The sequence below is a fragment of the Bacillus sp. RAR_M1_44 genome (assembly GCF_020165935.1).
In the GTDB taxonomy this organism is placed as follows: Bacteria; Bacillota; Bacilli; order Bacillales; family Bacillaceae; genus Bacillus; species Bacillus altitudinis.
Genome location: NZ_JAIUKX010000001.1, coordinates 339,550 through 362,178, shown reverse-complemented (window position 1 = coordinate 362,178; position 22,629 = coordinate 339,550). Strand labels below are relative to the sequence as shown.

At 42.1% G+C, this 22,629-nt stretch carries 29 protein-coding genes; 26 read left to right on the top strand and 3 right to left on the bottom strand.

The window, feature by feature from the left end; all coding sequences use genetic code 11:
* Positions 1-14 precede the first annotated feature (14 nt).
* Both gcvPA and gcvPB read left to right on the top strand, forming a co-directional pair.
* Complete coding sequence (gene gcvPA, locus LCD34_RS01920; RefSeq protein WP_008342202.1) at positions 15-1,361, top strand: aminomethyl-transferring glycine dehydrogenase subunit GcvPA; 1,347 nt, start codon at positions 15-17, stop codon at positions 1,359-1,361.
* Positions 1,354-2,814: an aminomethyl-transferring glycine dehydrogenase subunit GcvPB gene (gene gcvPB / locus LCD34_RS01915; protein WP_025207615.1), complete on the top strand. Its 1,461-nt coding sequence runs from the start codon at positions 1,354-1,356 to the stop codon at positions 2,812-2,814. The genes gcvPA and gcvPB overlap by 8 nt, the downstream gene beginning before the upstream one ends.
* Before the next feature lie 39 nt (positions 2,815-2,853).
* Here gcvPB and LCD34_RS01910 read toward each other — a convergent pair whose 3' ends face one another.
* Positions 2,854-3,234 (bottom strand): rhodanese-like domain-containing protein, encoded by a 381-nt coding sequence (locus LCD34_RS01910; RefSeq protein WP_024718853.1) that lies wholly within the window; start codon positions 3,232-3,234, stop codon positions 2,854-2,856.
* A gap of 219 nt (positions 3,235-3,453) precedes the next feature.
* Between LCD34_RS01910 and LCD34_RS01905 the strand changes: the two genes are divergently transcribed.
* The 3 genes from LCD34_RS01905 (at position 3,454) to LCD34_RS01895 (ending at position 5,991) form a co-directional block, all read left to right on the top strand.
* Positions 3,454-4,290: a biotin/lipoate A/B protein ligase family protein gene (locus LCD34_RS01905; protein ID WP_017357972.1), complete on the top strand. Its 837-nt coding sequence runs from the start codon at positions 3,454-3,456 to the stop codon at positions 4,288-4,290.
* 85 nt (positions 4,291-4,375) lie between these two features.
* Positions 4,376-4,810: a transcriptional regulator MntR gene (gene mntR / locus LCD34_RS01900; protein ID WP_003215946.1), complete on the top strand. Its 435-nt coding sequence runs from the start codon at positions 4,376-4,378 to the stop codon at positions 4,808-4,810.
* 305 nt (positions 4,811-5,115) lie between these two features.
* A complete protein-coding gene (locus LCD34_RS01895; RefSeq protein ID WP_041091753.1) occupies positions 5,116-5,991 on the top strand; it encodes a patatin-like phospholipase family protein in 876 nt (291 codons plus the stop codon).
* On the opposite strand, the gene LCD34_RS01890 is transcribed toward LCD34_RS01895, so the two are convergent.
* Positions 5,988-6,383, bottom strand: a complete 396-nt coding sequence (locus tag LCD34_RS01890) for an SA1362 family protein (protein ID WP_024422959.1) — start codon at positions 6,381-6,383, stop codon at positions 5,988-5,990. The two genes, LCD34_RS01895 and LCD34_RS01890, sit on opposite strands and share 4 nt — an antisense overlap.
* Positions 6,384-6,421: 38 nt before the next feature.
* Entirely contained in the window at positions 6,422-7,378 is a 957-nt protein-coding gene (locus LCD34_RS01885; protein WP_007501199.1) for a DUF1385 domain-containing protein, read from the bottom strand.
* A gap of 221 nt (positions 7,379-7,599) precedes the next feature.
* On the opposite strand from LCD34_RS01885, the gene LCD34_RS01880 reads away from it, so the two are divergent.
* The 21 genes from LCD34_RS01880 to LCD34_RS01780 all read left to right on the top strand — a co-directional run bounded on the left by LCD34_RS01880 (position 7,600) and on the right by LCD34_RS01780 (position 22,557).
* Positions 7,600-8,127 carry a YqhR family membrane protein gene (locus LCD34_RS01880; RefSeq protein ID WP_224558448.1) on the top strand — a complete coding sequence of 176 codons (528 nt, stop codon included), beginning with the start codon at positions 7,600-7,602 and terminating at the stop codon, positions 8,125-8,127.
* 109 nt (positions 8,128-8,236) lie between these two features.
* Positions 8,237-8,680: a type II 3-dehydroquinate dehydratase gene (gene aroQ / locus LCD34_RS01875; RefSeq protein WP_007501195.1), complete on the top strand. Its 444-nt coding sequence runs from the start codon at positions 8,237-8,239 to the stop codon at positions 8,678-8,680.
* A complete protein-coding gene (locus tag LCD34_RS01870) occupies positions 8,677-9,738 on the top strand; it encodes a M24 family metallopeptidase (protein ID WP_007501193.1) in 1,062 nt (353 codons plus the stop codon). The genes aroQ and LCD34_RS01870 overlap by 4 nt, the downstream gene beginning before the upstream one ends.
* A 25-nt stretch (positions 9,739-9,763) precedes the next feature.
* The gene (gene efp, locus LCD34_RS01865; RefSeq protein WP_007501192.1) at positions 9,764-10,321 is read left to right on the top strand and encodes an elongation factor P; all 558 of its coding nucleotides are present in this window, start codon (positions 9,764-9,766) and stop codon (positions 10,319-10,321) included.
* 171 nt (positions 10,322-10,492) lie between these two features.
* On the top strand, positions 10,493-10,774 hold the full coding sequence (locus tag LCD34_RS01860; RefSeq protein WP_008342211.1) for a YqhV family protein: 282 nt from the start codon (positions 10,493-10,495) through the stop codon (positions 10,772-10,774).
* 66 nt (positions 10,775-10,840) lie between these two features.
* Complete coding sequence (gene spoIIIAA, locus LCD34_RS01855) at positions 10,841-11,764, top strand: stage III sporulation protein AA (RefSeq protein WP_224558447.1); 924 nt, start codon at positions 10,841-10,843, stop codon at positions 11,762-11,764.
* On the top strand, positions 11,758-12,273 hold the full coding sequence (gene spoIIIAB / locus LCD34_RS01850) for a stage III sporulation protein SpoIIIAB (protein WP_007501189.1): 516 nt from the start codon (positions 11,758-11,760) through the stop codon (positions 12,271-12,273). Before spoIIIAA ends, spoIIIAB begins: the two co-directional genes overlap by 7 nt.
* 19 nt (positions 12,274-12,292) lie before the next feature.
* The gene (spoIIIAC, locus tag LCD34_RS01845) at positions 12,293-12,499 is read left to right on the top strand and encodes a stage III sporulation protein AC (protein WP_003153142.1); all 207 of its coding nucleotides are present in this window, start codon (positions 12,293-12,295) and stop codon (positions 12,497-12,499) included.
* The gene (gene spoIIIAD, locus LCD34_RS01840; protein ID WP_087978339.1) at positions 12,496-12,909 is read left to right on the top strand and encodes a stage III sporulation protein AD; all 414 of its coding nucleotides are present in this window, start codon (positions 12,496-12,498) and stop codon (positions 12,907-12,909) included. Before spoIIIAC ends, spoIIIAD begins: the two co-directional genes overlap by 4 nt.
* Before the next feature lie 19 nt (positions 12,910-12,928).
* On the top strand, positions 12,929-14,122 hold the full coding sequence (gene spoIIIAE, locus LCD34_RS01835) for a stage III sporulation protein AE (protein ID WP_224558446.1): 1,194 nt from the start codon (positions 12,929-12,931) through the stop codon (positions 14,120-14,122).
* Positions 14,123-14,136: 14 nt separating this feature from the next.
* A complete protein-coding gene (spoIIIAF, locus tag LCD34_RS01830) occupies positions 14,137-14,769 on the top strand; it encodes a stage III sporulation protein AF (RefSeq protein ID WP_007501185.1) in 633 nt (210 codons plus the stop codon).
* 28 nt (positions 14,770-14,797) lie between these two features.
* A complete protein-coding gene (gene spoIIIAG, locus LCD34_RS01825; protein ID WP_370529232.1) occupies positions 14,798-15,433 on the top strand; it encodes a stage III sporulation protein AG in 636 nt (211 codons plus the stop codon).
* Entirely contained in the window at positions 15,433-16,065 is a 633-nt protein-coding gene (locus LCD34_RS01820) for a SpoIIIAH-like family protein (protein WP_024718861.1), read from the top strand. Before spoIIIAG ends, LCD34_RS01820 begins: the two co-directional genes overlap by 1 nt.
* A 194-nt stretch (positions 16,066-16,259) precedes the next feature.
* A complete protein-coding gene (accB, locus tag LCD34_RS01815; RefSeq protein WP_019743732.1) occupies positions 16,260-16,742 on the top strand; it encodes an acetyl-CoA carboxylase biotin carboxyl carrier protein in 483 nt (160 codons plus the stop codon).
* Between the two features lie 11 nt (positions 16,743-16,753).
* On the top strand, positions 16,754-18,103 hold the full coding sequence (gene accC, locus LCD34_RS01810; protein ID WP_008342217.1) for an acetyl-CoA carboxylase biotin carboxylase subunit: 1,350 nt from the start codon (positions 16,754-16,756) through the stop codon (positions 18,101-18,103).
* 25 nt (positions 18,104-18,128) lie between these two features.
* Entirely contained in the window at positions 18,129-18,536 is a 408-nt protein-coding gene (locus LCD34_RS01805; RefSeq protein ID WP_017357965.1) for an Asp23/Gls24 family envelope stress response protein, read from the top strand.
* 209 nt (positions 18,537-18,745) lie between these two features.
* Positions 18,746-19,138 carry a transcription antitermination factor NusB gene (gene nusB, locus LCD34_RS01800; protein ID WP_008342218.1) on the top strand — a complete coding sequence of 131 codons (393 nt, stop codon included), beginning with the start codon at positions 18,746-18,748 and terminating at the stop codon, positions 19,136-19,138.
* 14 nt (positions 19,139-19,152) lie between these two features.
* Positions 19,153-20,004, top strand: a complete 852-nt coding sequence (gene folD / locus LCD34_RS01795) for a bifunctional methylenetetrahydrofolate dehydrogenase/methenyltetrahydrofolate cyclohydrolase FolD (protein WP_007501171.1) — start codon at positions 19,153-19,155, stop codon at positions 20,002-20,004.
* Between the two features lie 70 nt (positions 20,005-20,074).
* A complete protein-coding gene (xseA, locus tag LCD34_RS01790; protein ID WP_017357964.1) occupies positions 20,075-21,433 on the top strand; it encodes an exodeoxyribonuclease VII large subunit in 1,359 nt (452 codons plus the stop codon).
* Positions 21,417-21,677: an exodeoxyribonuclease VII small subunit gene (locus LCD34_RS01785; RefSeq protein WP_003215880.1), complete on the top strand. Its 261-nt coding sequence runs from the start codon at positions 21,417-21,419 to the stop codon at positions 21,675-21,677. The genes xseA and LCD34_RS01785 overlap by 17 nt, the downstream gene beginning before the upstream one ends.
* Complete coding sequence (locus tag LCD34_RS01780) at positions 21,661-22,557, top strand: polyprenyl synthetase family protein (protein WP_253207799.1); 897 nt, start codon at positions 21,661-21,663, stop codon at positions 22,555-22,557. Before LCD34_RS01785 ends, LCD34_RS01780 begins: the two co-directional genes overlap by 17 nt.
* Positions 22,558-22,629 lie beyond the last annotated feature (72 nt).

The window sequence follows — 22,629 nt, the reverse complement described above, 5'->3', positions numbered from 1 at the left end:
AGGAGGAATAGAGGATGAAGCACAGGTATTTGCCGCAAACAGAGCAAGATCAAAAAGAAATGCTGGATGTCATCGGTGTTCAGTCGATTGATGAGCTTTTCTCAGATATCCCAGAGAAAGTCAGATTCAAAGGTGCATACAACATCAAAGAAGCCGCATCTGAAACAGAGCTAGTGCGGGAATTGTCTCGTCTTGCTGCAAAAAATAAAGATACAGTGGCCTATGCCTCGTTTTTAGGTGCTGGTGTGTATGATCATTACCAGCCTGTGATTGTCGATCATGTGATTTCACGTTCTGAATTTTATACAGCGTACACACCTTATCAGCCTGAAATTTCTCAAGGTGAATTGCAGGCAATTTTTGAATTTCAAACAATGATTGCTGAGCTGACCGGTATGGATCTTGCCAATTCCTCGATGTATGATGGCGGAACGTCATTAGCTGAAGCAGCGATGCTGGCTGCAGGTCATACAAAGAAGAAAAAGATTGTGGTCTCTGAAACGGTTCATCCTGAATCAAGAGCGGTGCTGAAAACATATGCGAAAGGTCAGCATATTGAAGTCGTCGAGGTACCTGCGCGAAAAGGTCAGACCGATCTAGCTGCATTAGAAGAAGCCGTCTGCGACGAAACAGCAGCGGTCCTTGTACAATACCCAAACTTCTTCGGTGTTGTTGAACCGTTAAAAGACATTGAACCGATTGCACATAAAGGGAAAAGTTTATTCATCGTCTCAAGCAACCCGCTTGCACTTGGTTTACTGACACCTCCAGGAAAGCTTGGGGCAGATATTGTCGTTGGTGATGCGCAGCCATTTGGCATTCCAGCTGCATTTGGCGGACCTCATTGTGGATATTTCGCTGTGACGAAAAAATTAATGCGGAAAGTGCCGGGGCGTTTAGTCGGGCAAACAGAAGACGAGAACGGTGTGCGAGGATTTGTGCTGACCCTTCAAGCGCGCGAGCAGCATATCCGAAGAGACAAAGCGACTTCAAATATTTGTTCGAACCAAGCATTAAATGCGTTAGCCGCTTCTGTTGCGATGACGGCGCTTGGGAAAACAGGTATCAAAGACATTGCCTATCAAAACGTACAAAAAGCCCATTATGCTAAGACGCAGGCAGAAAAACATGGGTTACAGGCTGAAATAGAGGGCGCTCATTTTAATGAATTTGTGTTGAAACTGAATGAACCTGTAAAAGAAGCGAATGAGCGATTGCTTGAAAAAGGAATCATCGGTGGATATGACTTGGGACGGGATTATCCAGAGCTTCAGCAGCATATGCTCGTCGCTGTGACAGAACTAAGAACAAAAGAAGAAATTGATACGTTCATCAAGGAATTGGGGGATCGTCATGAATAAACAAGATCAGCCGCTTATTTTTGAATTATCCAAAGAAGGAAGAATTGGTTACAGCCTGCCTGATTTAGACGTACCTGAGGAGAAGCTCCCAGATTTATTTGATGAAGCGTATATCCGCCATGAAGATGCGGAGCTGCCAGAGGTTTCTGAACTGGATATTATGCGTCACTACACAGCATTATCTAGGCGTAATCACGGGGTCGATTCTGGCTTTTATCCTCTAGGCTCTTGTACGATGAAATATAATCCAAAGATTAACGAAAAGGTGGCACGTCTTGCAGGTTTCTCGAACGTGCATCCACTTCAAGAGGCAGACACTGTGCAAGGTGCATTAGAGTTACTTTATGATTTAGGTGACCATTTAGAAGAAATTACAGGAATGGACGCCGTGACATTACAGCCTGCGGCAGGAGCACATGGCGAATGGACGGGGCTCATGATGATTCGTGCATACCATGAAGCAAGAGGAGATCATAAACGAACAAAAGTCATCGTGCCTGATTCTGCTCATGGAACAAATCCCGCATCTGCAACAGTAGCTGGATTTGAAACGATTACGGTGGCATCTAATGAACATGGGCTTGTCGATTTAGACGACCTGCGCCGTGTTGTCAATGAAGAAACGGCGGCTCTCATGCTCACAAATCCAAATACACTCGGCCTTTTTGAAGAAAATATTTTAGAAATGGCTGAAATCGTTCACGGAGCAGGCGGGAAGCTTTATTATGATGGAGCGAACTTAAATGCTGTATTAAGCAGAGCAAGACCGGGGGATATGGGATTTGATGTGGTTCACTTAAATCTTCATAAAACCTTTACAGGTCCACACGGAGGAGGAGGCCCTGGTTCAGGTCCAGTTGGTGTGAAAAAGGATTTGATTCCATATTTGCCAAAGCCAGTGCTTGTGAAGAAAGAAGGTCGTTATTTCTTTGATTACGATCGTCCAGAATCTATTGGCCGTGTGAAACCGTTCTATGGGAACTTTGGTATCAATGTCAGAGCGTATGCGTATATCCGCTCTATGGGACCAGACGGCTTAAAGGCTGTAACTGATCATGCGGTGTTGAATGCAAACTATATGATGCGCCGCTTATGTGCTCATTATGATTTGCCATTTGACCGCCACTGTAAGCATGAATTTGTCCTTTCAGGTAAACGTCAAAAGAAACTAGGTGTGCGGACACTTGATATTGCCAAACGATTACTTGATTTTGGCTATCATCCGCCAACGATTTACTTCCCACTAAATGTAGAGGAATGTATCATGATTGAACCAACTGAAACAGAATCAAAAGAAACCCTTGATGCATTTATTGAAGCGATGATTCAAATTGCAAAAGAAGCGGAAGAGAACCCAGAAATCGTACAGGAAGCACCACATACAACCGTTGTGAAACGAATGGATGAAACAAAGGCTGCACGGAATCCAGTGCTGGTTTTTGAAAGAAAATAAAAAGACTCATGGGGGCAATAGCTCCCAGAGTCTTTTTTGTTAGTTCTTTGTTTTAATGCGGCCGCCCCATTTTTTAAAGCCGCCCTTTAAATTATAAATCTCACGACAGCCATTTTTACGTAACGTTTGAGCAGCTTTTCCGCTTCTCAAATTATTTTGGCAATAGAGATAAACAGGCTTGTCAGGGCGTATTTCATTTTTGCGCTGCTTTAATTGTGAAAGGGGAATGTTTCTTGCGCCTAAAATATGTCCACCTTCAAACTCATTTGGTTCTCTCACATCAATGAGTTGGGCTTTGCGGTAACCTTTGATAAATTCTGCTTCCGTCAGCGTTTTCATTATGCGCTGCTGATAAATGTAACTGCCGATGGAATAAAGAACGAAAAGTCCACAAAGTGAGAGGACGATATAGTTGAATATTGGCAATACGACTCGACTCCTTCTTGAGCATCAGCACAGTCACCTGTCTGATGGTACGTTTTAGACAAATACTATTATAGTAAAGCAAAAGAAACTTGTCATCATAAATGGTAAGAATTATTTTCAATTCCTTCCCTATTTGATAGACTGATGAAGAGAGAAAATCGGTGGTCACCACCATTATCTAACATTGACTACGTAAAAGAGAAGGGATTTTATATGCAAAAAGAGAAATGGTGTTTCATTGATACAGGAAACCAAGACCCTGCCTTTAACATGGCAATGGACGAAGCCTTGCTTTATTGGCATAGCGAGAAGCTGATCCCGCCTGTGATCCGTTTTTATGGTTGGAATCCAGCGACATTATCTGTTGGATATTTTCAACATGTTGAAAAAGAAATCAACATGGAAGCGGTTGAGCGCTATGGTCTTGGATTTGTTCGCAGGCCTACAGGAGGCCGCGGCGTTCTTCATGATCAGGAATTGACTTACAGTGTGATCGTGTCAGAAGAGCACCCAGAGATGCCAGCGACGGTGACAGAGGCATACCGCGTCATTTCAGAAGGGATTTTAGAGGGCTTTAAAGAACTAGGACTCGATGCATATTTTGCCATTCCTCGTACAGAAAAAGAAAAAGAAAGCTTAAAAAATCCAAGATCGTCTGTATGTTTTGATGCGCCTTCATGGTACGAACTTGTTGTAGAAGGCAGAAAAGTAGCAGGCAGTGCGCAAACAAGACAAAAAGGTGTGATCCTCCAGCATGGCTCGATCTTAATTGATCTTGATGAGGACAAATTGTTTGATTTATTTCTGTATCCAAACGACCGGGTGAGAGAGCGGATGCAGCGCAGCTTTAAAAACAAAGCGGTGGCGATCAATGAAATTTCAGATCGAACATGTACGATAGACGATGCGCGTGTTGCATTTAAACGAGGGTTTGAAAAAGGATTAAATATCGAGCTTGTGCCTTATGAGCTGACAGATGAAGAGTTGGCATTTGTTCATCACCTCGCCAAAACGAAATACGCCACAGATGATTGGAATTACAAGCGTTAAGACGAAGGACTCTTCTTGTTTTTTAATGGGCGATGGTGTAGAATTGTTATGATTATTAAGTAAAGGTGCATTTTGGAGGGGTTTTATGACTACACCTAGTATGGAAGATTATATTGAACAAATTTATATGCTGATAGAAGAAAAAGGATATGCAAGAGTATCTGATATTGCAGAAGCCCTCGCTGTCCATCCCTCCTCTGTAACAAAAATGGTTCAGAAGCTAGATAAAGATGAATACCTCATTTATGAGAAATATCGTGGTCTAATTTTAACCCCGAAAGGCAAAAAAATTGGAAAACGTCTCGTATACAGACATGAACTGCTAGAGCAATTTTTAAGAATCATTGGTGTAGATGAAGAGAAAATTTATGATGATGTAGAAGGTATTGAGCATCATCTCAGCTGGAACAGCATTGACCGCATCGGCGACCTCGTCCAATTCTTTGAAGAAAACGATGAGCGATCCGTTCAGCTGAAAGCGATTCAAAAGAAAAACGAACAAACAAATCAAGAATCTTAAGAAAAAGGACACCTGGCGAAGGGTGTCCTTTTAAATTGTTGACAAAGGGGTAAAATGTACTTTATTTTAGCTCTTTGTCTTCTTTTCAGCGTGAAAGAAAACCTTTGCAGTCTAGGAAGGACGAGCATCGGAGCGGAGCGAATTTGACATTCGTGAGCACCGGAGCGCAGGACTGACACCGAATGCGAGGGTTTGTCTACACGCTGAAAGGACACCTGTCGAAGGGTGTCCTTTTTGAATATAGTTCTAATGAAAGGCAAATGCTCCTACACTATTAATAGTGTGACAGAAAAGGGGGCTCCTTGATGAAGATAGATGGTGTGTTCTCAGGTGGAGGCATTAAGGGTGCAGCACTTGCAGGCGCCTATGAAGCGCTTGAAGCAAGAGGATTTCAATTTGTCCGTCTCGCTGGAACAAGTGCGGGAGCGATCATTGCTTCACTCATCGCAGCGGGTTTTACGAGTCAGGAGATTCGGGAGCTGTTAGACGAAATGGATGAGCATCAATTGCTTGACCGAAGGTGTCAATTCATCCCGTTTAAAATGCTCAGGTGGGTGTCTATTTATTGGCGCCTTGGCCTTTACAAAGGTGACCGTCTAGAAAAATGGCTGACAGACGTGTTAAAAAGAAAAGGTGTCACCGTATTTGGGGATCTGAAAAAAGATACGCTCAAAATCGTCGCTTCTGATTTAACAAATGGCAAAATCCTTGTGCTTCCAGATGACCTTCCTTCCTATGGGTTAAATCCAGAACGGTTTTCTGTTGCCAGAGCCATTCGGATGAGCTGCAGTCTGCCGTATTTTTTCGAACCTGTCAAACTGAGGTCTTCAAAAGGAATTTGTACCATAGTGGATGGCGGCGTGCTCAGCAACTTTCCGATTTGGCTTTTTGCTGAAGAGAAAAAAAGACCGTTTGTCGGTGTCACATTAACCCCAAACGAAAAAGAACGCCCTCAACATTCCATCCGCAATGCGTTTGAACTGTTTGGCGCTCTATTTGAAACGATGCGTGGTGCTCATGACGAAAGACATATTGCCACAAAACACGAACGTCATATTATTTTTATTCCTGTAGAACACGTCATTGCCACTGATTTTCATCTCATGACAGAAAAGAAAAAGGCGCTCGTCGATCTAGGCAGACAGAAGGCCGAGCAATTTTTAAAGAGCTGGACATTTTAAAATAAGGCGCGATTTTTCTTTTTGTTTTTCTTGCCTTCAATGACTGTCAAATGTGTTTGGCTTTTCTTTTTGAGAAGGACGGGCTTAGACTTGTGGTCAGTCGGCACGCTTCGCAAATGAGTGACCCGGTTTTTCATCTGGCTTTTCGTTTTTGGTTTAGGCTGCTGGTAGCGACGTTTTGATTGTTTGACTGCTTTACGATAAAGATTTCCTTCTGTTCCAGTTCTTCGATTCATCAGCCATCTAAATAAGAAAAATAGAACCGCTCCAATGATCACAACTGATAGCAGCATCGTAAAGAGTCTGCCTGGATTCGTTGTGAGTAAATACACAAATCCCAAAACACCTAAAGCGAAAATAATGGTAAAAGCAGGATGTACTCGGCGATTCATAACTGTCCACCTCCGAAAGAATTTACCGGATTTATAAACTAGATCACTTGATGAGCAGAATCTGATGCTTGTTTCGCAGATGCTTCCTCTAAACGAAGAAGTTCATTAAAACTTGCAATGGCTACCTCGACTTGATCATCAGAGGGTTCTTTTGTTGTGAGCAATTGCAGCCAAAGGCCAGGATAGCCAAGCACTTTAAGCACTGGCACGTCACGGAGTTTGTTTGTGAGCTGAAGCACTTCAAATGAAATGCCCAGAACAACCGGAATAAGCGCCAAGCGATTCAGAACTCTCACCCATAAAGGATCTGTCGGTACGAGTAAATAGACGAACATGCCGACAATGACAGTGAATAAAATAAAGCTGCTGCCGCATCGATAATGCAGGCGAGATTGGCTTTGGACATTTTCCACTGTGATGTCAAGATTCTGTTCATAGCAGTTTATGACTTTATGTTCTGCCCCATGATATTGAAATACCCTTTTAATTAAAGGGGTCATGGAAATAAAGTAAATATAGCCTAATAACAGGATCAATTTAAAGAATGTTTCCACTGCAATTTGTGCGAAGTTTCCAGAAAACACCGGACGCACAAGTTCGGCTAAAAAGACAGGCACTAAAGTAAAGACAAATTTACTAAAAAGAAGAGAGAGAACTCCGATCACAGCAATGCCAAAGATCATTGATAATTTCGAGCTTTTTTGTTCCTTTTCAAGAGAATGATCTTCAGAAGGATCTAAGTCATAGCGCTCGCTGGAGAAGTTTAAGTGCTTACTGCCGTTTGCGCTTGCTTCAACAAGTGCAGCAACACCCCTGACAAAAGGGATTTTCTTAAGAAAGGCGGTTCGTTTATTGGAGGTCCGGGGAAGCTTTAAAAACTCAATGGACTGATCCTTACGCCGGATCGCTGTCACATAGTTCTTTTTACCTCCGAACATGACACCTTCCACAACTGCCTGCCCTCCATATGCTGGAGGTTTCGTTTGATTGGACATATTTCATCAACCTGCCTGTTTCCTGTAATTTACATGCATTTCCTTATACCTTTATTGTACAGGAAAAGAGGGGAAATCACTAGCTCACAGGTCGATTATCTACTAGAATTCTATCTACCTCTTTTTAGCCAGTATACCCTGTTATAAAAATTTTACACTCTCGCACGGAAATCCTTTTTTTTCATGACATTTTGGACATACTACTTGCTGGAGGTGTTCATATGAAACGTGATGAAAAGAAAAACCAAGAAGAAAAAAATCAATCAGTACAAACGTCTTCAATGGTGGCAAGGGCAGCAGCCACAGGTTTTGTCGGCGGAGTTTTTTGGGGCTTTATCGGATTTCTGACCCATGTGTTTCATTTTTCAGAGGTGAGTCCAAATATGCTGTTGCAGCCATTTGTGCTTGGTGAATGGAGAAAAGGCGGACTTGGTACATTTATGAGTATTGTACTTTTAGGGATTTTATCTATTGGGGCAGCCTTTATTTATTATGGACTGCTCAAACGGATCAAAGGTTTTTGGATGGGACTGATTTATGGAGGGATTTTGTGGCTGCTTGTTTTTTATGTATTTAATCCTATATTCCCCGATGTGAAGCAAGTGCAAGATTTGCAGCAAAGCACCATTGTGACGACATTTTGCCTATATATTTTATATGGCATGTTTGTCGGATACAGTATTTCATTTGAATACAATGAATTAACGAGTCAGAAGCTTGCAAGGGCACTCGGGAAAAAGACAGAATAAAGTGTAAATCCACCATTCATATGATAAAATTATTTTTGGAAACGAAAGGTTTCTAAGGAAAAAGAAACAGACATCGATATAGAGTGAATTAGGGTGAAGGAGTGGTCATATGCCTCATTTTCTAGTGCTGAATGGGCCCAACTTAAATAGGCTCGGCAAGAGAGAGCCAGGAGTTTATGGAAGTAAAACATTAACAGATTTAGAAACGGATTTGTTTCAGTTTGCAGAAAGAGCAAATATTCAATTGACGTTCTTTCAATCGAATCACGAGGGAGATTTGGTCGATGCGCTCCATGAAGCAGAAGATCAGTATGATGGCGTCGTGTTTAACCCGGGTGCTTTTACCCACTATAGCTATGCACTGAGAGATGCCATTGCAAGTATTACGTTACCTGTCATCGAAGTACATATCACAAATGTTCATAAGAGAGAGGAATTCCGCCATCATTCGGTTCTTGCTCCAGTATGCCAAGGTCAAATCGTTGGACTTGGTTTAGAAGGATATAAATTGGCGATTCGTTATTTAGTCAGTGAAGGGGGAGCAGTATCATGAAACTTGAAAAACTAAGAAAACTTTTAGCCGAATTAGACATAGATGGTTTAGTGATTACGAGCAGCTTTAATTTACATTATATGACGAGTTTTACTGGATCAGCGGGTCTTGCCATCGTTTCAAAGGATCGAGCCGCCTTTATTACGGATTTTCGTTACACAGAGCAAGCCAAGGATCAAGTAAAGGGCTATGACATCATTGAACATAAAGGAAACATTGTGGAAACTGCTGTCCAAACGGCAAACGAATTTGGGGTGAAACGTCTTGGTTTTGAACAAAACCATATGACATTTGCCACCTACCAGCAGTACTCGGGGAAAGCAAGCGGTATCGAGCTTGTTCCAGTCTCAGAATCAGTTGAAAAGTTGCGCTTGATTAAGTCTAATGAAGAGATTAAGATATTAGAGGAAGCTGCGAAGATTGCAGATCATGCCTTTGATCATATTCTCACGTACATCAAGCCGGGCCTGACAGAAATTGCGGTCATGAACGAGCTTGAATTTTTCATGAGAAAAGAAGGGGCAGAAGGATCTTCATTCGATATGATTGTTGCCTCTGGCGTTCGTTCAAGCCTGCCACACGGGAGAGCGAGCGAAAAGGTGATTGAATCTGGCGACTTGGTGACACTGGATTTCGGTGCCTATTATAAAGGCTATTGTTCAGACATGACAAGAACCATTGCTGTAGGAACACCAAGCGACAAATTAAAGGAAATTTATCATATCGTATTAGAAGCAGAAAACGCTGGTGTGGATAAAATCAAGCCAGGCTTAACAGGAAAAGAAGCTGATCGCATCACACGAGACATCATTGAAAAGTATGGCTACGGTCAATACTTCGGGCATTCGACTGGACATGGTCTTGGTATGGAAGTACATGAAGCACCTGGCCTTTCCTCACGCTCAGATGTCGTGTTAGAAGAGGGAATGGTTGTGACAGTTGAACCAGGCATTTACTTGCCGGATGTCGGCGGCGTGAGAATTGAGGATGATATTGTCCTGACAGCTGACGGCAATAAACGATTGACCCACTCACCGAAAGAACTTATCATATTATGATGGTGAAATGTAGGAGGATGACAAAATGATTTCAGTAAACGATTTTCGTACAGGCCTGACAATTGAAGTGGACGGCGGTATTTGGCGTGTAGTGGATTTCCAACACGTAAAACCAGGAAAAGGCGCAGCGTTTGTCCGTTCGAAACTGCGTAACCTGCGTACAGGTGCGATTCAAGAGAAAACATTCCGTGCAGGTGAAAAAGTAGCGAAAGCTCAAATTGAAACAAAAACAATGCAATATTTATATGCAAATGGCGATCAGCATGTATTCATGGATACAAGTTCATACGAACAACTTGAACTAAGCGAAGCGCAAATCAAAGATGAACTGAAATATTTGCTTGAAAATATGTCGGTTCAAATCGTCATGTACGGTGATGAAACACTTGGAGTAGAACTTCCAAACACTGTAGAACTAGAAGTAGTAGAAACAGAGCCTGGTATTAAAGGTGATACGACATCAGGTGGATCAAAACCTGCAAAAACAGAAACTGGTTTAATCGTGAACGTTCCTTTCTTTGTGAACCAAGGTGATAAACTAGTGATCAATACATCTGACGGTTCATACGTTTCAAGAGCGTAATGAACAGAGAGACTGTAAACCTCGTGTTTACAGTCTTTTTTTATTTGAAAAATAGGACGCCTCGTTATGACACCCCTTACTCTATTCTCTCATCCATCTCTCTTCCTTTTGAAAAACAAGACTACTTCTAGCTAGCGAAGCATATAGTGTAAAAAAAGCTGGAGGTTCTATATGAAACAATTTCTCCCGGGTATACACCCATCAGTTGCTGCCATGGCAGGGATGAGGTTTTTATCTGCATCGATTGAACTGACGGCCGCCATCCTCATTTTAGTGACTAATGATGTGCGTAAAGCGGTTGTCATCAATAGTATATTAGCGATCATTGGGCCGCTCATTTTTATTATCACGATGACGATTGGAATCTATCAAATTGCAGGGCAGTTATCCTATGCGAAGCTTGTGTTTATTTTCATTGGTGTCGTATTTATTCTTGTTGGAATTTATAAGTGAAATGGCTTGGCATAATTAACGGCATACATCATACATTTTAGAGAAGAAAAAAAGGAGGGGAATTCGTTGCGGAGTTTGTTGGATATTCTCCCGCACTCAATTGGACAAGAACTCAGCATGTTAAAAGAATCAGAGTGGGCGCAAATAGAAGAAATCCGCATTCGCACCGATCGCCCAATTGAGCTGATGCAAGGAGGAAAACCCCGCTTTCTTTCCTATTATACAACAGGTGAAGATGCGGCTCAGCTATTAGGCAGGCTCAGTAATTACAGCATGTACACACTTGAGGAAGAGTTAAAACAGGGCTATATCACCATATCTGGCGGACATCGGGTTGGGCTTGCTGGAAAGGTCATCGTCGAAAATGGATTCGTCAAAGGCTTAAGAGATATTTCTTCATTTAATATTCGCATCGCAAAAGAGAAGATCGGGATTGCTTTGCCGTTTCTCCCTTATTTATATGAAAAACATTGGTGTAACACACTGATTATAGGTCCGCCGCAAACCGGGAAAACGACATTGCTGCGTGATCTAGCACGTCTTGTCAGCACAGGAACAACAGCCATTTCTCCTAGAAAAACAGGGATTGTAGATGAACGATCTGAAATCGCAGGTTGTATAAGAGGAGTGCCGCAGCATTCTTTTGGGCACCGGATTGATGTACTTGATGCGTGCCCAAAGGCTGAAGGATTAATGATGATGATCAGATCCATGAGCCCAGAAGTCATCATTGTCGATGAAATCGGAAAAAGTGAAGATGTACAGGCACTGTTAGAAGCAATCCATGCTGGAGTCACCATTATCGTCTCAGCTCATGGATATTCTCTTGAAGACTTATCTAAACGGCCATCATTTGAACCGTTATGGCAGCTTCGTGTGTTTGATCGATATGTGGAATTAAATAGAGAAAAAGGGCCTGGCACAATCGGACGGATATTTGACCAAGAGGGACAAGAGCTGAAGAGGAGGCGGGGAGTGGACGTATGTTAAAGCTTATTGGTGCTATTTTCATTGTTGCGGCTACGACATGGGGAGGATTCGAGTTTGCGAAGCGGTACAGTGATCGGCCAAAGCAAATCCGCCAGCTCCGATTTGCACTCCAATCTCTTGAAGCTGAAATTATGTATGGTCAAACTCCTTTAGCTAGAGCCGCTGACCAAATTGCGTCCCAAGTAGGACCGCCTGTGAATCGGCTATTTGAACAATTTGCAGAAAAACTCAACGTCGGAACTTTTTCTGCGAGGCATGCATGGAATGAAAGTCTAGAGGATGTATGGAAAAAAACCGTATTAAAAAAAGGCGAATATGAGGCGCTGAAGCACTTTGGAGAAACCCTTGGTCAGCATGATGTGACGGCTCAGCAAAAATATATCAAGTTAGCTTTAGGCCATTTGGAATCAGAGGAAAAAGAAGCTGAAGTTGCCCAAGCGAAAAATGAAAAAATGGTGAGAAGTCTTGGTTTTCTAAGTGGGTTACTACTGATTCTGTTATTGATGTGAGAAGAAGGGAGTCGAGAGCATGGGCGTTGATGTAAACGTCATTTTCCAAATTGCGGGAGTGGGTATCGTCGTGGCTTTTCTCCATACGATTTTAGATCAAATGGGGAAAAAAGAGTACGCACAGTGGGTGACACTGCTTGGATTTATCTACATTTTATTTATGGTTGCTACCATTGTGGATGATTTGTTTAAGAAGATTAAAGCCGTATTTCTATTTCAAGGATAGGGGAGGGCTTACAAATCGAAATCATTCAAATTGTTGGACTTGGTTTAATCGCTACTTTTCTAGCATTAATCGTCAAAGAACAAAAGCCAACCTTCGCCTTTATGCTTGTTGTGTTTACTGGGTGTGTCATTTTCCTTTATTTAATCGATCAAATCTATGCCATTATCTCCATGATTGAAAAAATTGCAGCTAGTGCCGGCGTCAATATGAAATACGTTGAAACCATTTTGAAAATCATTGGCATTGCCTATATTGCAGAATTTGGTGCCCAGCTTACAAAGGATGCGGGGCAAGGCGCCATCGCTTCAAAAATAGAGCTTGGCGGCAAGATTCTTATTTTGGTCATGGCGGTACCGATTTTAACGGTCATCATTGAGACGATACTAGGTATGATCCCGTCCATGACTTGATGGAAAAGAGGTGATGATGATGAAACGGGTGACAGCTGTGCTAGGGTTTATGATGTTCATTTGGATGATTGTTCCGTATGCAGGTGCAGAAGAAAGTGTGCCTTTATCAAGTGAAGAACCGGTCGCAGAAGAAGTTGCGGGTGGACAGGCTGATGCCTTAGAGCTTCATTCTATCAGTGACTTTTGGGAAACGATATTGGACGAGTATGGCGGCTTTCTGCCTGAAAGCCAAAAAGGTACAGTGAAGGAAATGATCGATGGCGATAAAGAGCTGTCTCCCCAAACGTGGCTGAAGGCTTTTGTTCATTATCTGTTTCATGAGCTGATTGCCAATGGAAAGCTCTTAGGTACACTTATATTACTCACCATCTTTTGTTCGCTTTTGCAGCTTTTGCAAAATGCGTTTGAACAAAGCACTGTTAGTAAAGTTGCATACGCTCTTGTTTATATGGTGCTTATCATTATTGCATTAAACAGTTTTCATGTTGCGATCTCTTATGCAACAGAAGCCATTCAAACGATGACTAGTTTTATTCTTGCTCTTATTCCTCTTTTATTAGCACTTATTGCCTCATCAGGCGGGCTTGTCTCAGCCGGATTCTTTCATCCTGTGATTTTGTTTTTAATGAACACGAGCGGTGTTTTTATTCAATATGTCGTTCTTCCGCTCATCTTTTTATCAGCGATCTTGAGCATCGTCAGTACATTGACCGAACAATACAAAGTGACCCAGCTTGCCCAGCTGTTAAGAAATGTCGCCATTGGCGGGCTCGCTGTTTTTTTAACTGTATTCCTCGGCGTCATTTCTGTACAGGGGGCATCTGCTGCTATCACGGATGGAATCGCTCTTCGCACAGCCAAGTTTATTACCGGAAATTTCATCCCTGTCCTTGGCAGAATGTTTACTGATGCGACAGATACCGTTATCAGCGCCTCTGTGCTGCTGAAAAATACGGTTGGTCTTGTAGGCGTCGCCATTTTGATTTCAATTGCGGCTTTCCCAGCAATTAAAGTGCTGTCGCTCGCTCTCATTTATAAACTGGCCGCTGCGATTCTTCAGCCTTTAGGAGGCGGGCCGATTATAAGCTGCCTTGATGTCATTTCAAAAAGTGTTCTTTATATATTTGCTGCATTAGCTGTTGTATCGCTTATGTTCTTTTTAAGCATTACCGTTATCATCACAGCTGGCAACCTCACCATGATGATGAAGTAAGGAGGGGACACCATTTGAGTTTTCTTACAGAATGGATCACAAGTATTATTCTATTTATTTTATTTGCGATTGTGATTGATCTTTTGCTTCCCAATTCAAGCATGCAGAAGTATGCAAAAATGGTCGTCAGCTTACTGTTAATTGTCGTGATGCTCAATCCGATCTTTGCGTTATTCCGGGCAGATCCAGACCAAATTTTCTCAGAAATCATGAAAGGGAAGGACCAAGCGCAATCAGAAGAAATAAAAAATCAGATGAATTTAGAAAAAAAAGAAATACAAGCTTCACAGCGTGCATATATTTTAAAGCAAATGGCTGTCCAACTAGAAAAAAGCGCAAAGGAGCCACTGGAGAAGGAGAGCTATGAAATGAAACACGTAGAAGTGTTGGCAGATGAGGAGCACCTTGATCAGAATATGGAGGCAGATCAATTTCGCATCAAAGCAGTCCTTGTCCCGCTCACAGGTGATGCTGTAGAAACGGTGGCAAAGGTCGACATTGATCTCTCCAGGCAAAAGGAGGAAAGCGCCGGGGCGTCAGCAAAAGAGATGGCGAGGGTGAAAGAGACGCTTGCAGATGTATGGAATACACGGCCTGAACACATTGCGCTCAACATTGAGGGAGGTGACGCAGCAGATCATGAATAACAAGGACTGGAGACAAAAACTGAAATCAATGTTCCAAGCACCTGAAAAAGGTGAAGGGAAACCAAAATTAACGAAGCACCATTACTTACTGCTTGTCTTCATCATCGGCGTGTCATTCATGTTAGTTAGTCAAATTTTGTCACCGCCATCAAGCAAACAAGAGGCTGCTGTTCCTGCGTCTAAAAAAACATCCTCAGAAGAGCAGGCGGTGTTCAAACCATCCTCTTCAGGTAAGTCAAACAACTCGATAGAGGATGTTGAACAAGAATACGAAAATCAGCTGAAAGAGATTTTAGAAACGATCATTGGTGTTGAGGATGTTTCCATCGTGGTAAATGTAGACGCAACCTCTTTAAAAGTGTTTGAAAAAAACAAATCCAATAAAAGCACTACAACCGAGGAAACAGACAAAGAAGGCGGCGTGCGAAGTGTCACGGATCAAACAAAAGAAGAAGAGGTTGTCATTATTAAAAATGGCAATGAAGAAACACCTGTTGTTGTCCAAACGAAAAAGCCAGACATTCGAGGTGTCCTCGTTGTTGCTCAAGGAGTAGACAACGTTCAAATAAAGAAAACCATCATTGAAGCGGTTACACGAGTGCTTGATGTACCGAGCCATAGAGTGGCTGTTGCCCCTAAAAAAATCAAGGAGGATTCGGAATGATGTTAAAAAAACAAACGGTTTGGCTATTAACGATGCTAAGTTTAGTTGTCGTATTAAGTGTGTACTATATCATGTCCCCGCAAGGTGAGAATGCTGTGACAGTAGAAGATACAAAATCAAAAGGAATGGAAGAGAAAAAGGCTGAGCCAGAAAAAGGGACTGACAAAGGAACCGAAAAGAACGCAGAAGAGAAATCAACTGACAAAGAAACCAATGCGAAACAAGAAGATGTTGAAACAAGTGGAGAAGAAGGAAAGGCTGTTTCAGAGCAGACCGATGATGAACTTTTCACAACCTACAGACTTGAACTGGAAGATAAGCGCAGCAAGCAGCGTGAAGAGTATAACGAAATCGTGTCTAGCGATGATGCAACAGCGCAAGAGAAAAGTGAAGCTTATGATCAAATGACAGCGCTTAGTGAGGCAGAAGGAACAGAGCGTCAGCTGGAGACATTAATCAAAACAAAAGGATATAAAGATGCGCTCGTCAGTGCAGAAGGAGATAAAGTGAACATCACGGTACGTTCTGACAAAAAATCAAAGTCCCAAGCAGCAGATATTATTGATTTGGTCACAAAAGAAATGAGAGGGCTTGATAACGTAGCCGTCACTTTTGAGCCATCGAATCAATAAAAAATGCACAAGCGCCCTTTTCTGAAAAGGGCGTTTTTTCATGCGGGTTGACGCCCTTTTTCAGGTGCTTGTGCGAGGAGTCTCATCACATTAATAGTTGAATTCAACGAAATCCTCCTGTAAGATGGTTATAGTATGTACTTTTAGTACTAGCCTATAAAAAAAGATAAATCCATACATAGGGGTGCAAATCCATGTTAAAAATTGAAGAGATTCATGAACTAATTAAATTAATTGACGAATCAACAATTGATGAATTTACGTACGAAAACGAAGGTGCAAAAATCAAGTTAAAGAAAAATAAAGAAGTCGTTCAGCAAGTTGCGGCACAAGCACCAGTGGCTCCTGTCCAAGCAGCTCCAGCTCAACAAGCTCCTAAAGCACAAGCTCCAGCTCAGACCGAAGCCCCTGCACAAGAGGCAACTGCGTCTGAAAACCTGCATAAAATCACATCCCCAATGGTTGGCACATTTTACGCTTCTTCTTCACCAGAAGCAGATCCATATGTGACAACAGGTTCTAAAGTGAAGGAAAACTCAGTTGTATGTATCGTTGAAGCGATGAAACTGTTTAATGAAATCGAAGCAGAAGTAAAAGGCGAAATCGTCGAAGTATTAGCTGAAAACGGTCAGCTTGTAGAATTCGGACAACCCCTCTTTCTAGTGAAAGCAGAGTAAGGAGTACGATCATGATTAAAAAGCTATTAATTGCAAACAGAGGAGAAATCGCAGTTAGAATCATCCGTGCTTGTAAAGAGCTTGGAATTGAAACAGTTGCGGTATTTTCTGAAGCGGATCGTGATGCGCTGCATGTTCAAATGGCTGATGAAGCATATTGCATCGGACCGACTGCTTCAAAAGATAGTTATTTAAATGTGACAAATATTGTCAGCGTGGCAAAACTAACAGGTACAGATGCCATTCATCCAGGATATGGTTTCCTTGCTGAAAATGCAGACTTTGCAGAGCTTTGCGAGGAATGTAATGTCATCTTTGTTGGACCAACTGCGTCAGCAATTTCCAAAATGGGAACGAAAGATGTGGCAAGAGAAACAATGAAGCAAGCTGGTGTTCCAATTGTCCCTGGTTCTCAAGGAATTGTAAAAGATCTTGATGATGCTGTTTCAACAGCAGCTGGTATTGGGTATCCTGTCATTATTAAAGCAACTGCAGGCGGCGGTGGTAAAGGTATCCGTGTGGCTCGCACAGAAGAAGAGCTCATTAACGGTGTCACCATCACGCAGCAGGAAGCAGCTCAAAACTTCGGGAACCCAGGTGTCTATTTGGAGAAATTCATTGAAGACTTTAGACACGTTGAAATTCAAGTCCTTGCTGATCAGCATGGGAATACCATTCACTTAGGTGAACGTGATTGTTCTATCCAAAGAAGAATGCAAAAGCTTCTGGAAGAAACGCCATCACCTGCACTAAATGCAGATATTCGTGAGCAAATGGGTGAAGCTGCCGTAAAAGCAGCCGAAGCTGTTGAATACACAGGTGCCGGAACGGTTGAATTCATTTACGATTATAATGAAGAGAAGTTTTACTTCATGGAAATGAATACACGTATCCAAGTAGAGCATCCTGTAACGGAAATGGTCACTGGTGTTGATTTGATCAAAGAACAGATCAAAGTAGCTTCAGGTGAAAAGCTTTCCCTTACGCAAGAGGATGTCGTATACGAAGGATGGGCGATTGAATGTCGTATTAATGCAGAGAACCCTGAGAAAAACTTCATGCCTTCTGCTGGTGAAATTAAAATGTACCTTCCGCCAGGCGGTTTAGGAGTACGTATTGATTCTGCCGCTTATCCTGGTTATGTGATTCCGCCATATTACGATAGTATGATTGCGAAAGTGATCACATATGGTAAAACGAGAGAAGAAGCAATTGCAAGAATGAAACGTGCGCTGCAAGAATTCGTCATTGAAGGAGTCTACACAACGATTCCATTCCACCTCAGATTACTAGAGCACGAAACATTTGTGAGCGGTAATTTTAATACGAAGTTTTTAGAAACGTATCAAATTATGAAATAATAACAGCTTTCGGAGGTGAATGATCGTGTCAGAAAACAATTTGCTTGAAATGAACCTTGATGAAGATCAATTGGGAAAAGTGCAAATTGCGCCAGAAGTGATTGAAGTCATTGCTGGGATCGCTGCATCAGAGGTCGAAGGAATTGCGGAAATGCGCGGCAACTTCGCTGCTGATGTGGCAGAACGCTTTGGGAAGAAAAATCACCGTAAAGGTGTGAAAGTAGATGTCTCTGATGAAGGCATCACAATTGATGTGTATTGTGTGGTTGAATTTGGCCTATCCATTCCAAAGGTATCCACTGCTGTTCAAGAAAATATCCGTCAAACCCTTTTAAACATGACGGCCTTAACAATTAATGAAATCAACATTCATGTCGTCGGCATTCAATTTGATACAAAAACAGCTGAAGCCGAAGTTGATCAAGAAATGTAAAAAGGGTTGAAGTGAAACCAAGGAGGCATTGCCTCTTTGGTTTTTTAAAGCCCATTTTTGGGAAAATTCAACATGATGATTACGTCACGCATGGAGTGATTCGTTTTTCGTCACAGCTCGCATGGATCTTGGTGCGACTGCGGTCAAAATATGTTATGATCTCTGTATGGCTTAACGACAAGCGGATAAAGTGGTTAAAGGAGTAAATAATGAAAAGAAGAACTGCAAGAGAAAAGGCGCTACAAACATTATTTCAAATTGATGTCAGCAATATTGATCCGAAAGAGGCCATTACACATGCGCTGGATGAACAAGAATCAGATCCTTTTTTCGAGGAACTGGTTTTCGGTGTGCTCGAACAAAAGGACAAGCTCGATGACATGATTTCACAGCATCTTGTGAATTGGAAACTTGATCGTATTGCGAACGTAGACAGAGCCATTTTAAGGCTGTCTGTGTACGAAATGGTATATCAAGAAGATATCCCGGTGAGTGTTTCAATGAATGAAGCCATTGAACTGGCTAAATTGTTCGGTGACGATAAGGCGCCGAAATTTGTAAATGGTGTACTTTCAAACATTAAAAACGACCTAAAGCAGTAATAGGAGGATTCGACATGACAGCAACAATCATCGATGGGAAAGAAACAGCAAAAGAAAAGCGTGAACAATTAGCAAAAGAAGTAGAAGAGCTAAAACAAAAAGGAGTCACACCTGGTCTTGCCGTTATTCTAATCGGTGATGATCCGGCTTCACTTTCTTACGTACGCGGGAAGAAAAAAGCAGCAGAAGCCATGGGCATGCATTTCCAGCTTGATCATTTAGATGCTTCTTTAACAGAAGAGGAATTGCTAAAGATGATTGATCAGTACAATGCGAATGATCAATTCCACGGAATTCTTGTTCAGCTTCCACTGCCAAAACATATTTCTGAAAAAGCCGTCATTGAACGAATTTCACCAGAGAAAGACGTAGATGGTTTTCATCCGCTAAATATCGGGAAAATGCTACTTGGGGAAGACACATTCCTCCCTTGCACACCAGCAGGTATTGTTGAATTATTGAACAAAACAGGTGTGGATCTCTCTGGCAAAGAAGTGGTCGTTGTAGGACGAAGCAATATCGTCGGCAAACCAGTTGGACAATTGCTACTAAACGAAAATGCAACCGTCACCTACTGTCATTCAAGAACGGCGAACATTTCAGAACATACGTTAAAAGCGGACATTTTAGTTGTTGCCGTCGGTCGAGCAAACTTTATTAAAGCTGACCAAATTAAAGAAGGCGCTATTGTCATTGATGTAGGAGTCAATCGTCTAGAAACGGGGAAACTTGTAGGGGACGTTGACTTTGAAGCAGCAAAAGAAAAAGCTTCTTACATCACACCAGTCCCTGGCGGAGTGGGTCCAATGACAATTACGATGCTTGCACACAATACGGTTAAATCAGCAAAACGTACATTATCATAAGCTTGATCCATTCATCCACCTGCGTGCTGCCGGTGGATGAATGTGCGTTTTTGAAGAGGAGGAATACGTCATGAGTGAAAAAGCCTTTGTGACGGTCACAGCCCTTACAAAATACATAAAAAGAAAATTTGATGTTGACCCTCATTTAGAAGATATTTGGATCAAAGGTGAGTTATCAAATGTGAAGATTCATTCAAGAGGTCATGTTTATTTCACCTTAAAGGACGAAAATGCACGTATGCAAGCTGTTATGTTCCAGCGCTCCGCGTCCAAGCTACCTTTTTCACCAAAGAGCGGAATGAAAGTGTTCGTACGTGGCGGAATTCAAGTCTACGAACCGAGCGGAAGCTATCAATTATATGCAAAAGAAATGCAGCCTGATGGTGTTGGTGCTCTTCATCTTGCCTATGAAGAGCTGAAGAAGAAACTAGCAAGTGAAGGCTTATTTGATGAGCGCTATAAAAAAACAATTCCTGAATTTCCAGAGGTTGTTGGTGTCATTACATCCCCAACAGGAGCAGCTGTTCGAGATGTCATTACCACGATCAATCGGCGCTATCAGCAGGCCAAGATCATTGTGCTTCCGGCATTAGTCCAAGGAGAAAATGCTCCGCGTTCGATTGTGGAACGGATTAAAGAAGCCAATGAAAAACAGCTTTGTGATGTCTTGATTGTCGGGAGAGGCGGAGGATCGATTGAAGAACTTTGGGCCTTTAATGAAGAAGCAGTCGCAAGAGCGATCTTCGCATCAGACATTCCAATCATTTCTGCCGTTGGGCACGAAACAGACTTTACCATTAGTGATTTCACTGCAGACATGAGAGCACCCACACCAACAGGAGCAGCAGAACTAGCTGTTCCAAGCACAGCCGACTTAATCGAACGAATCAAATCAATCGACATTCGGTTAACAAGAGCGGTAAAAAATCGAACGTCACAAGCAAAAGACCGTCTTGTGGCACTTCAATCCTCCTATGCTTTCCGTTTTCCAAAACGATTACAAGAGCAAAAAGAGCAGCAATTCGATATGGTATTTGATCGTTTTCAAAAACAGCTGACAAGACAAATGGAACAAAAACGCAGTCAACTTGACCGCCAAACATATAGACTGAAGCCGCTTCATCCAAAAGAGCAGCTGCTTCAGGCGAAAAAACGTCACGCCAATGAAACAGAACAGCTCGTTCGGAGCATGAATGTGCAAATGAAAACAATTCATTCGCAGTTCCAATCGGTTCTTGGTAAACTAAATGCATTAAATCCGCTTCAAGTCATGGAAAGAGGCTATAGTTTAGCCTATAAAGAAGATGAGCTCATTAAAAGTGTGAATCAAGTAGAAACGAAGGATCAACTGACGATTACAATGAAGGATGGACGTCTGATTTGTGAGGTTATTGAGAAGGAGGGCAATCATCATGACAGAATCAAATAAACAAAAAGAAGAACAAATGACATTTGAAGAGGCCATGAAAGGACTTGAAGAGATTGTGGGAAAGCTCGAAGAAGGCGATGTACCGCTTGAACAAGCTATCCACTATTTCCAAGAGGGTATGACGCTCTCAAAACTTTGCCATGAAAAATTACAGCATGTTGAAAAGCAAATGGATTTCATTTTGAAAGAGGACGGTGAACTGGCTCCTTTTTCGGTGAAGGAGGCAGATGCTGGTGACAAGTAACTTAAACGAATTTTTAACAACACGAAAACAAGCAATTGAAGATTATTTATTTACATATGTGCAGGAATTGTCTATTCCAGAAGAGCTGAAATCTTCTATGCTTTATTCTCTGAAGGCTGGCGGAAAAAGACTGCGTCCTGTGCTTGTTCTTGCTCTTTTAAATGCGTATGGGAAAAAGGAAGAAGACGGTATACCAGTAGGCTGTGCAGTGGAAATGATTCATACGTATTCGTTGATACATGATGATCTTCCTTGTATGGACGATGATGATCTGCGCCGAGGAAAGCCGACCAACCATAAAGTATACGGCGAGGCAACAGCCGTTCTTGCAGGTGATGCGCTGCTCACTGAAAGCTTCCGTCTGATCACATCGCAATTATCTGACGATGTACCTGCTGATCAAAAGCTTCGAATCATCGATGAACTTGTTACATCAGCAGGTGCACTCGGAATGGTTGGCGGGCAATTTGATGATATGGAAGCAGAACAGAAACAAATCCCTCTTTCTGAATTAGAATCGATTCATGCCCGCAAAACAGGAAAGCTACTCACCTTTAGTGTGGTTGCTGGTGCGATACTGGCAGGTGCACCTGATGATGAGATCGAAAAGCTGAGAGAATTCAGCTATCATATTGGCATTGCTTTTCAAATCCGTGATGATATTTTAGATCTTGAAGGCAGCGAAGAGAAAATAGGAAAGCGGATCGGCTCCGATACAGCAAATGAAAAGTCGACATATCCTTCTTTATTAACGCTTTCAGGAGCAAAAGAAAAGCTGGATGAACATATCACTCGTGCGAAAGAAATTGTCTCAAATCTTGAGTTGGAGCAAAACTTGCTGCATGATTTATGCGATCTGATTGCCTCACGAGATCACTAAAAACAGCCTAGATTTGAGGGTCCTCGAGCAATTGTGGTAAACTGTAAACAGTTTATCATGATGAGACAACTC

Excerpts from the sequence above, each read along its gene's own strand:
- gcvPA (WP_008342202.1), top strand. The coding sequence starts at position 15 with ATGAAGCACAGGTATTTGCCGCAAACAGAGCAAGATCAAAAAGAAATG.
- gcvPB (WP_025207615.1), top strand. The coding sequence starts at position 1,354 with ATGAATAAACAAGATCAGCCGCTTATTTTTGAATTATCCAAAGAAGGA.
- LCD34_RS01905 (WP_017357972.1), top strand. The coding sequence starts at position 3,454 with ATGCAAAAAGAGAAATGGTGTTTCATTGATACAGGAAACCAAGACCCT.
- mntR (WP_003215946.1), top strand. The coding sequence starts at position 4,376 with ATGACTACACCTAGTATGGAAGATTATATTGAACAAATTTATATGCTG.
- LCD34_RS01895 (WP_041091753.1), top strand. The coding sequence starts at position 5,116 with ATGAAGATAGATGGTGTGTTCTCAGGTGGAGGCATTAAGGGTGCAGCA.
- LCD34_RS01890 (WP_024422959.1), bottom strand. The coding sequence starts at position 6,383 with ATGAATCGCCGAGTACATCCTGCTTTTACCATTATTTTCGCTTTAGGT.
- LCD34_RS01885 (WP_007501199.1), bottom strand. The coding sequence starts at position 7,378 with ATGTCCAATCAAACGAAACCTCCAGCATATGGAGGGCAGGCAGTTGTG.
- LCD34_RS01880 (WP_224558448.1), top strand. The coding sequence starts at position 7,600 with ATGAAACGTGATGAAAAGAAAAACCAAGAAGAAAAAAATCAATCAGTA.
- aroQ (WP_007501195.1), top strand. The coding sequence starts at position 8,237 with ATGCCTCATTTTCTAGTGCTGAATGGGCCCAACTTAAATAGGCTCGGC.
- LCD34_RS01870 (WP_007501193.1), top strand. The coding sequence starts at position 8,677 with ATGAAACTTGAAAAACTAAGAAAACTTTTAGCCGAATTAGACATAGAT.
- efp (WP_007501192.1), top strand. The coding sequence starts at position 9,764 with ATGATTTCAGTAAACGATTTTCGTACAGGCCTGACAATTGAAGTGGAC.
- LCD34_RS01860 (WP_008342211.1), top strand. The coding sequence starts at position 10,493 with ATGAAACAATTTCTCCCGGGTATACACCCATCAGTTGCTGCCATGGCA.
- spoIIIAB (WP_007501189.1), top strand. The coding sequence starts at position 11,758 with ATGTTAAAGCTTATTGGTGCTATTTTCATTGTTGCGGCTACGACATGG.
- spoIIIAC (WP_003153142.1), top strand. The coding sequence starts at position 12,293 with ATGGGCGTTGATGTAAACGTCATTTTCCAAATTGCGGGAGTGGGTATC.
- spoIIIAE (WP_224558446.1), top strand. The coding sequence starts at position 12,929 with ATGAAACGGGTGACAGCTGTGCTAGGGTTTATGATGTTCATTTGGATG.
- spoIIIAG (WP_370529232.1), top strand. The coding sequence starts at position 14,798 with ATGTTCCAAGCACCTGAAAAAGGTGAAGGGAAACCAAAATTAACGAAG.
- LCD34_RS01820 (WP_024718861.1), top strand. The coding sequence starts at position 15,433 with ATGTTAAAAAAACAAACGGTTTGGCTATTAACGATGCTAAGTTTAGTT.
- accB (WP_019743732.1), top strand. The coding sequence starts at position 16,260 with ATGTTAAAAATTGAAGAGATTCATGAACTAATTAAATTAATTGACGAA.
- accC (WP_008342217.1), top strand. The coding sequence starts at position 16,754 with ATGATTAAAAAGCTATTAATTGCAAACAGAGGAGAAATCGCAGTTAGA.
- nusB (WP_008342218.1), top strand. The coding sequence starts at position 18,746 with ATGAAAAGAAGAACTGCAAGAGAAAAGGCGCTACAAACATTATTTCAA.
- folD (WP_007501171.1), top strand. The coding sequence starts at position 19,153 with ATGACAGCAACAATCATCGATGGGAAAGAAACAGCAAAAGAAAAGCGT.
- xseA (WP_017357964.1), top strand. The coding sequence starts at position 20,075 with ATGAGTGAAAAAGCCTTTGTGACGGTCACAGCCCTTACAAAATACATA.
- LCD34_RS01785 (WP_003215880.1), top strand. The coding sequence starts at position 21,417 with ATGACAGAATCAAATAAACAAAAAGAAGAACAAATGACATTTGAAGAG.
- LCD34_RS01780 (WP_253207799.1), top strand. The coding sequence starts at position 21,661 with ATGCTGGTGACAAGTAACTTAAACGAATTTTTAACAACACGAAAACAA.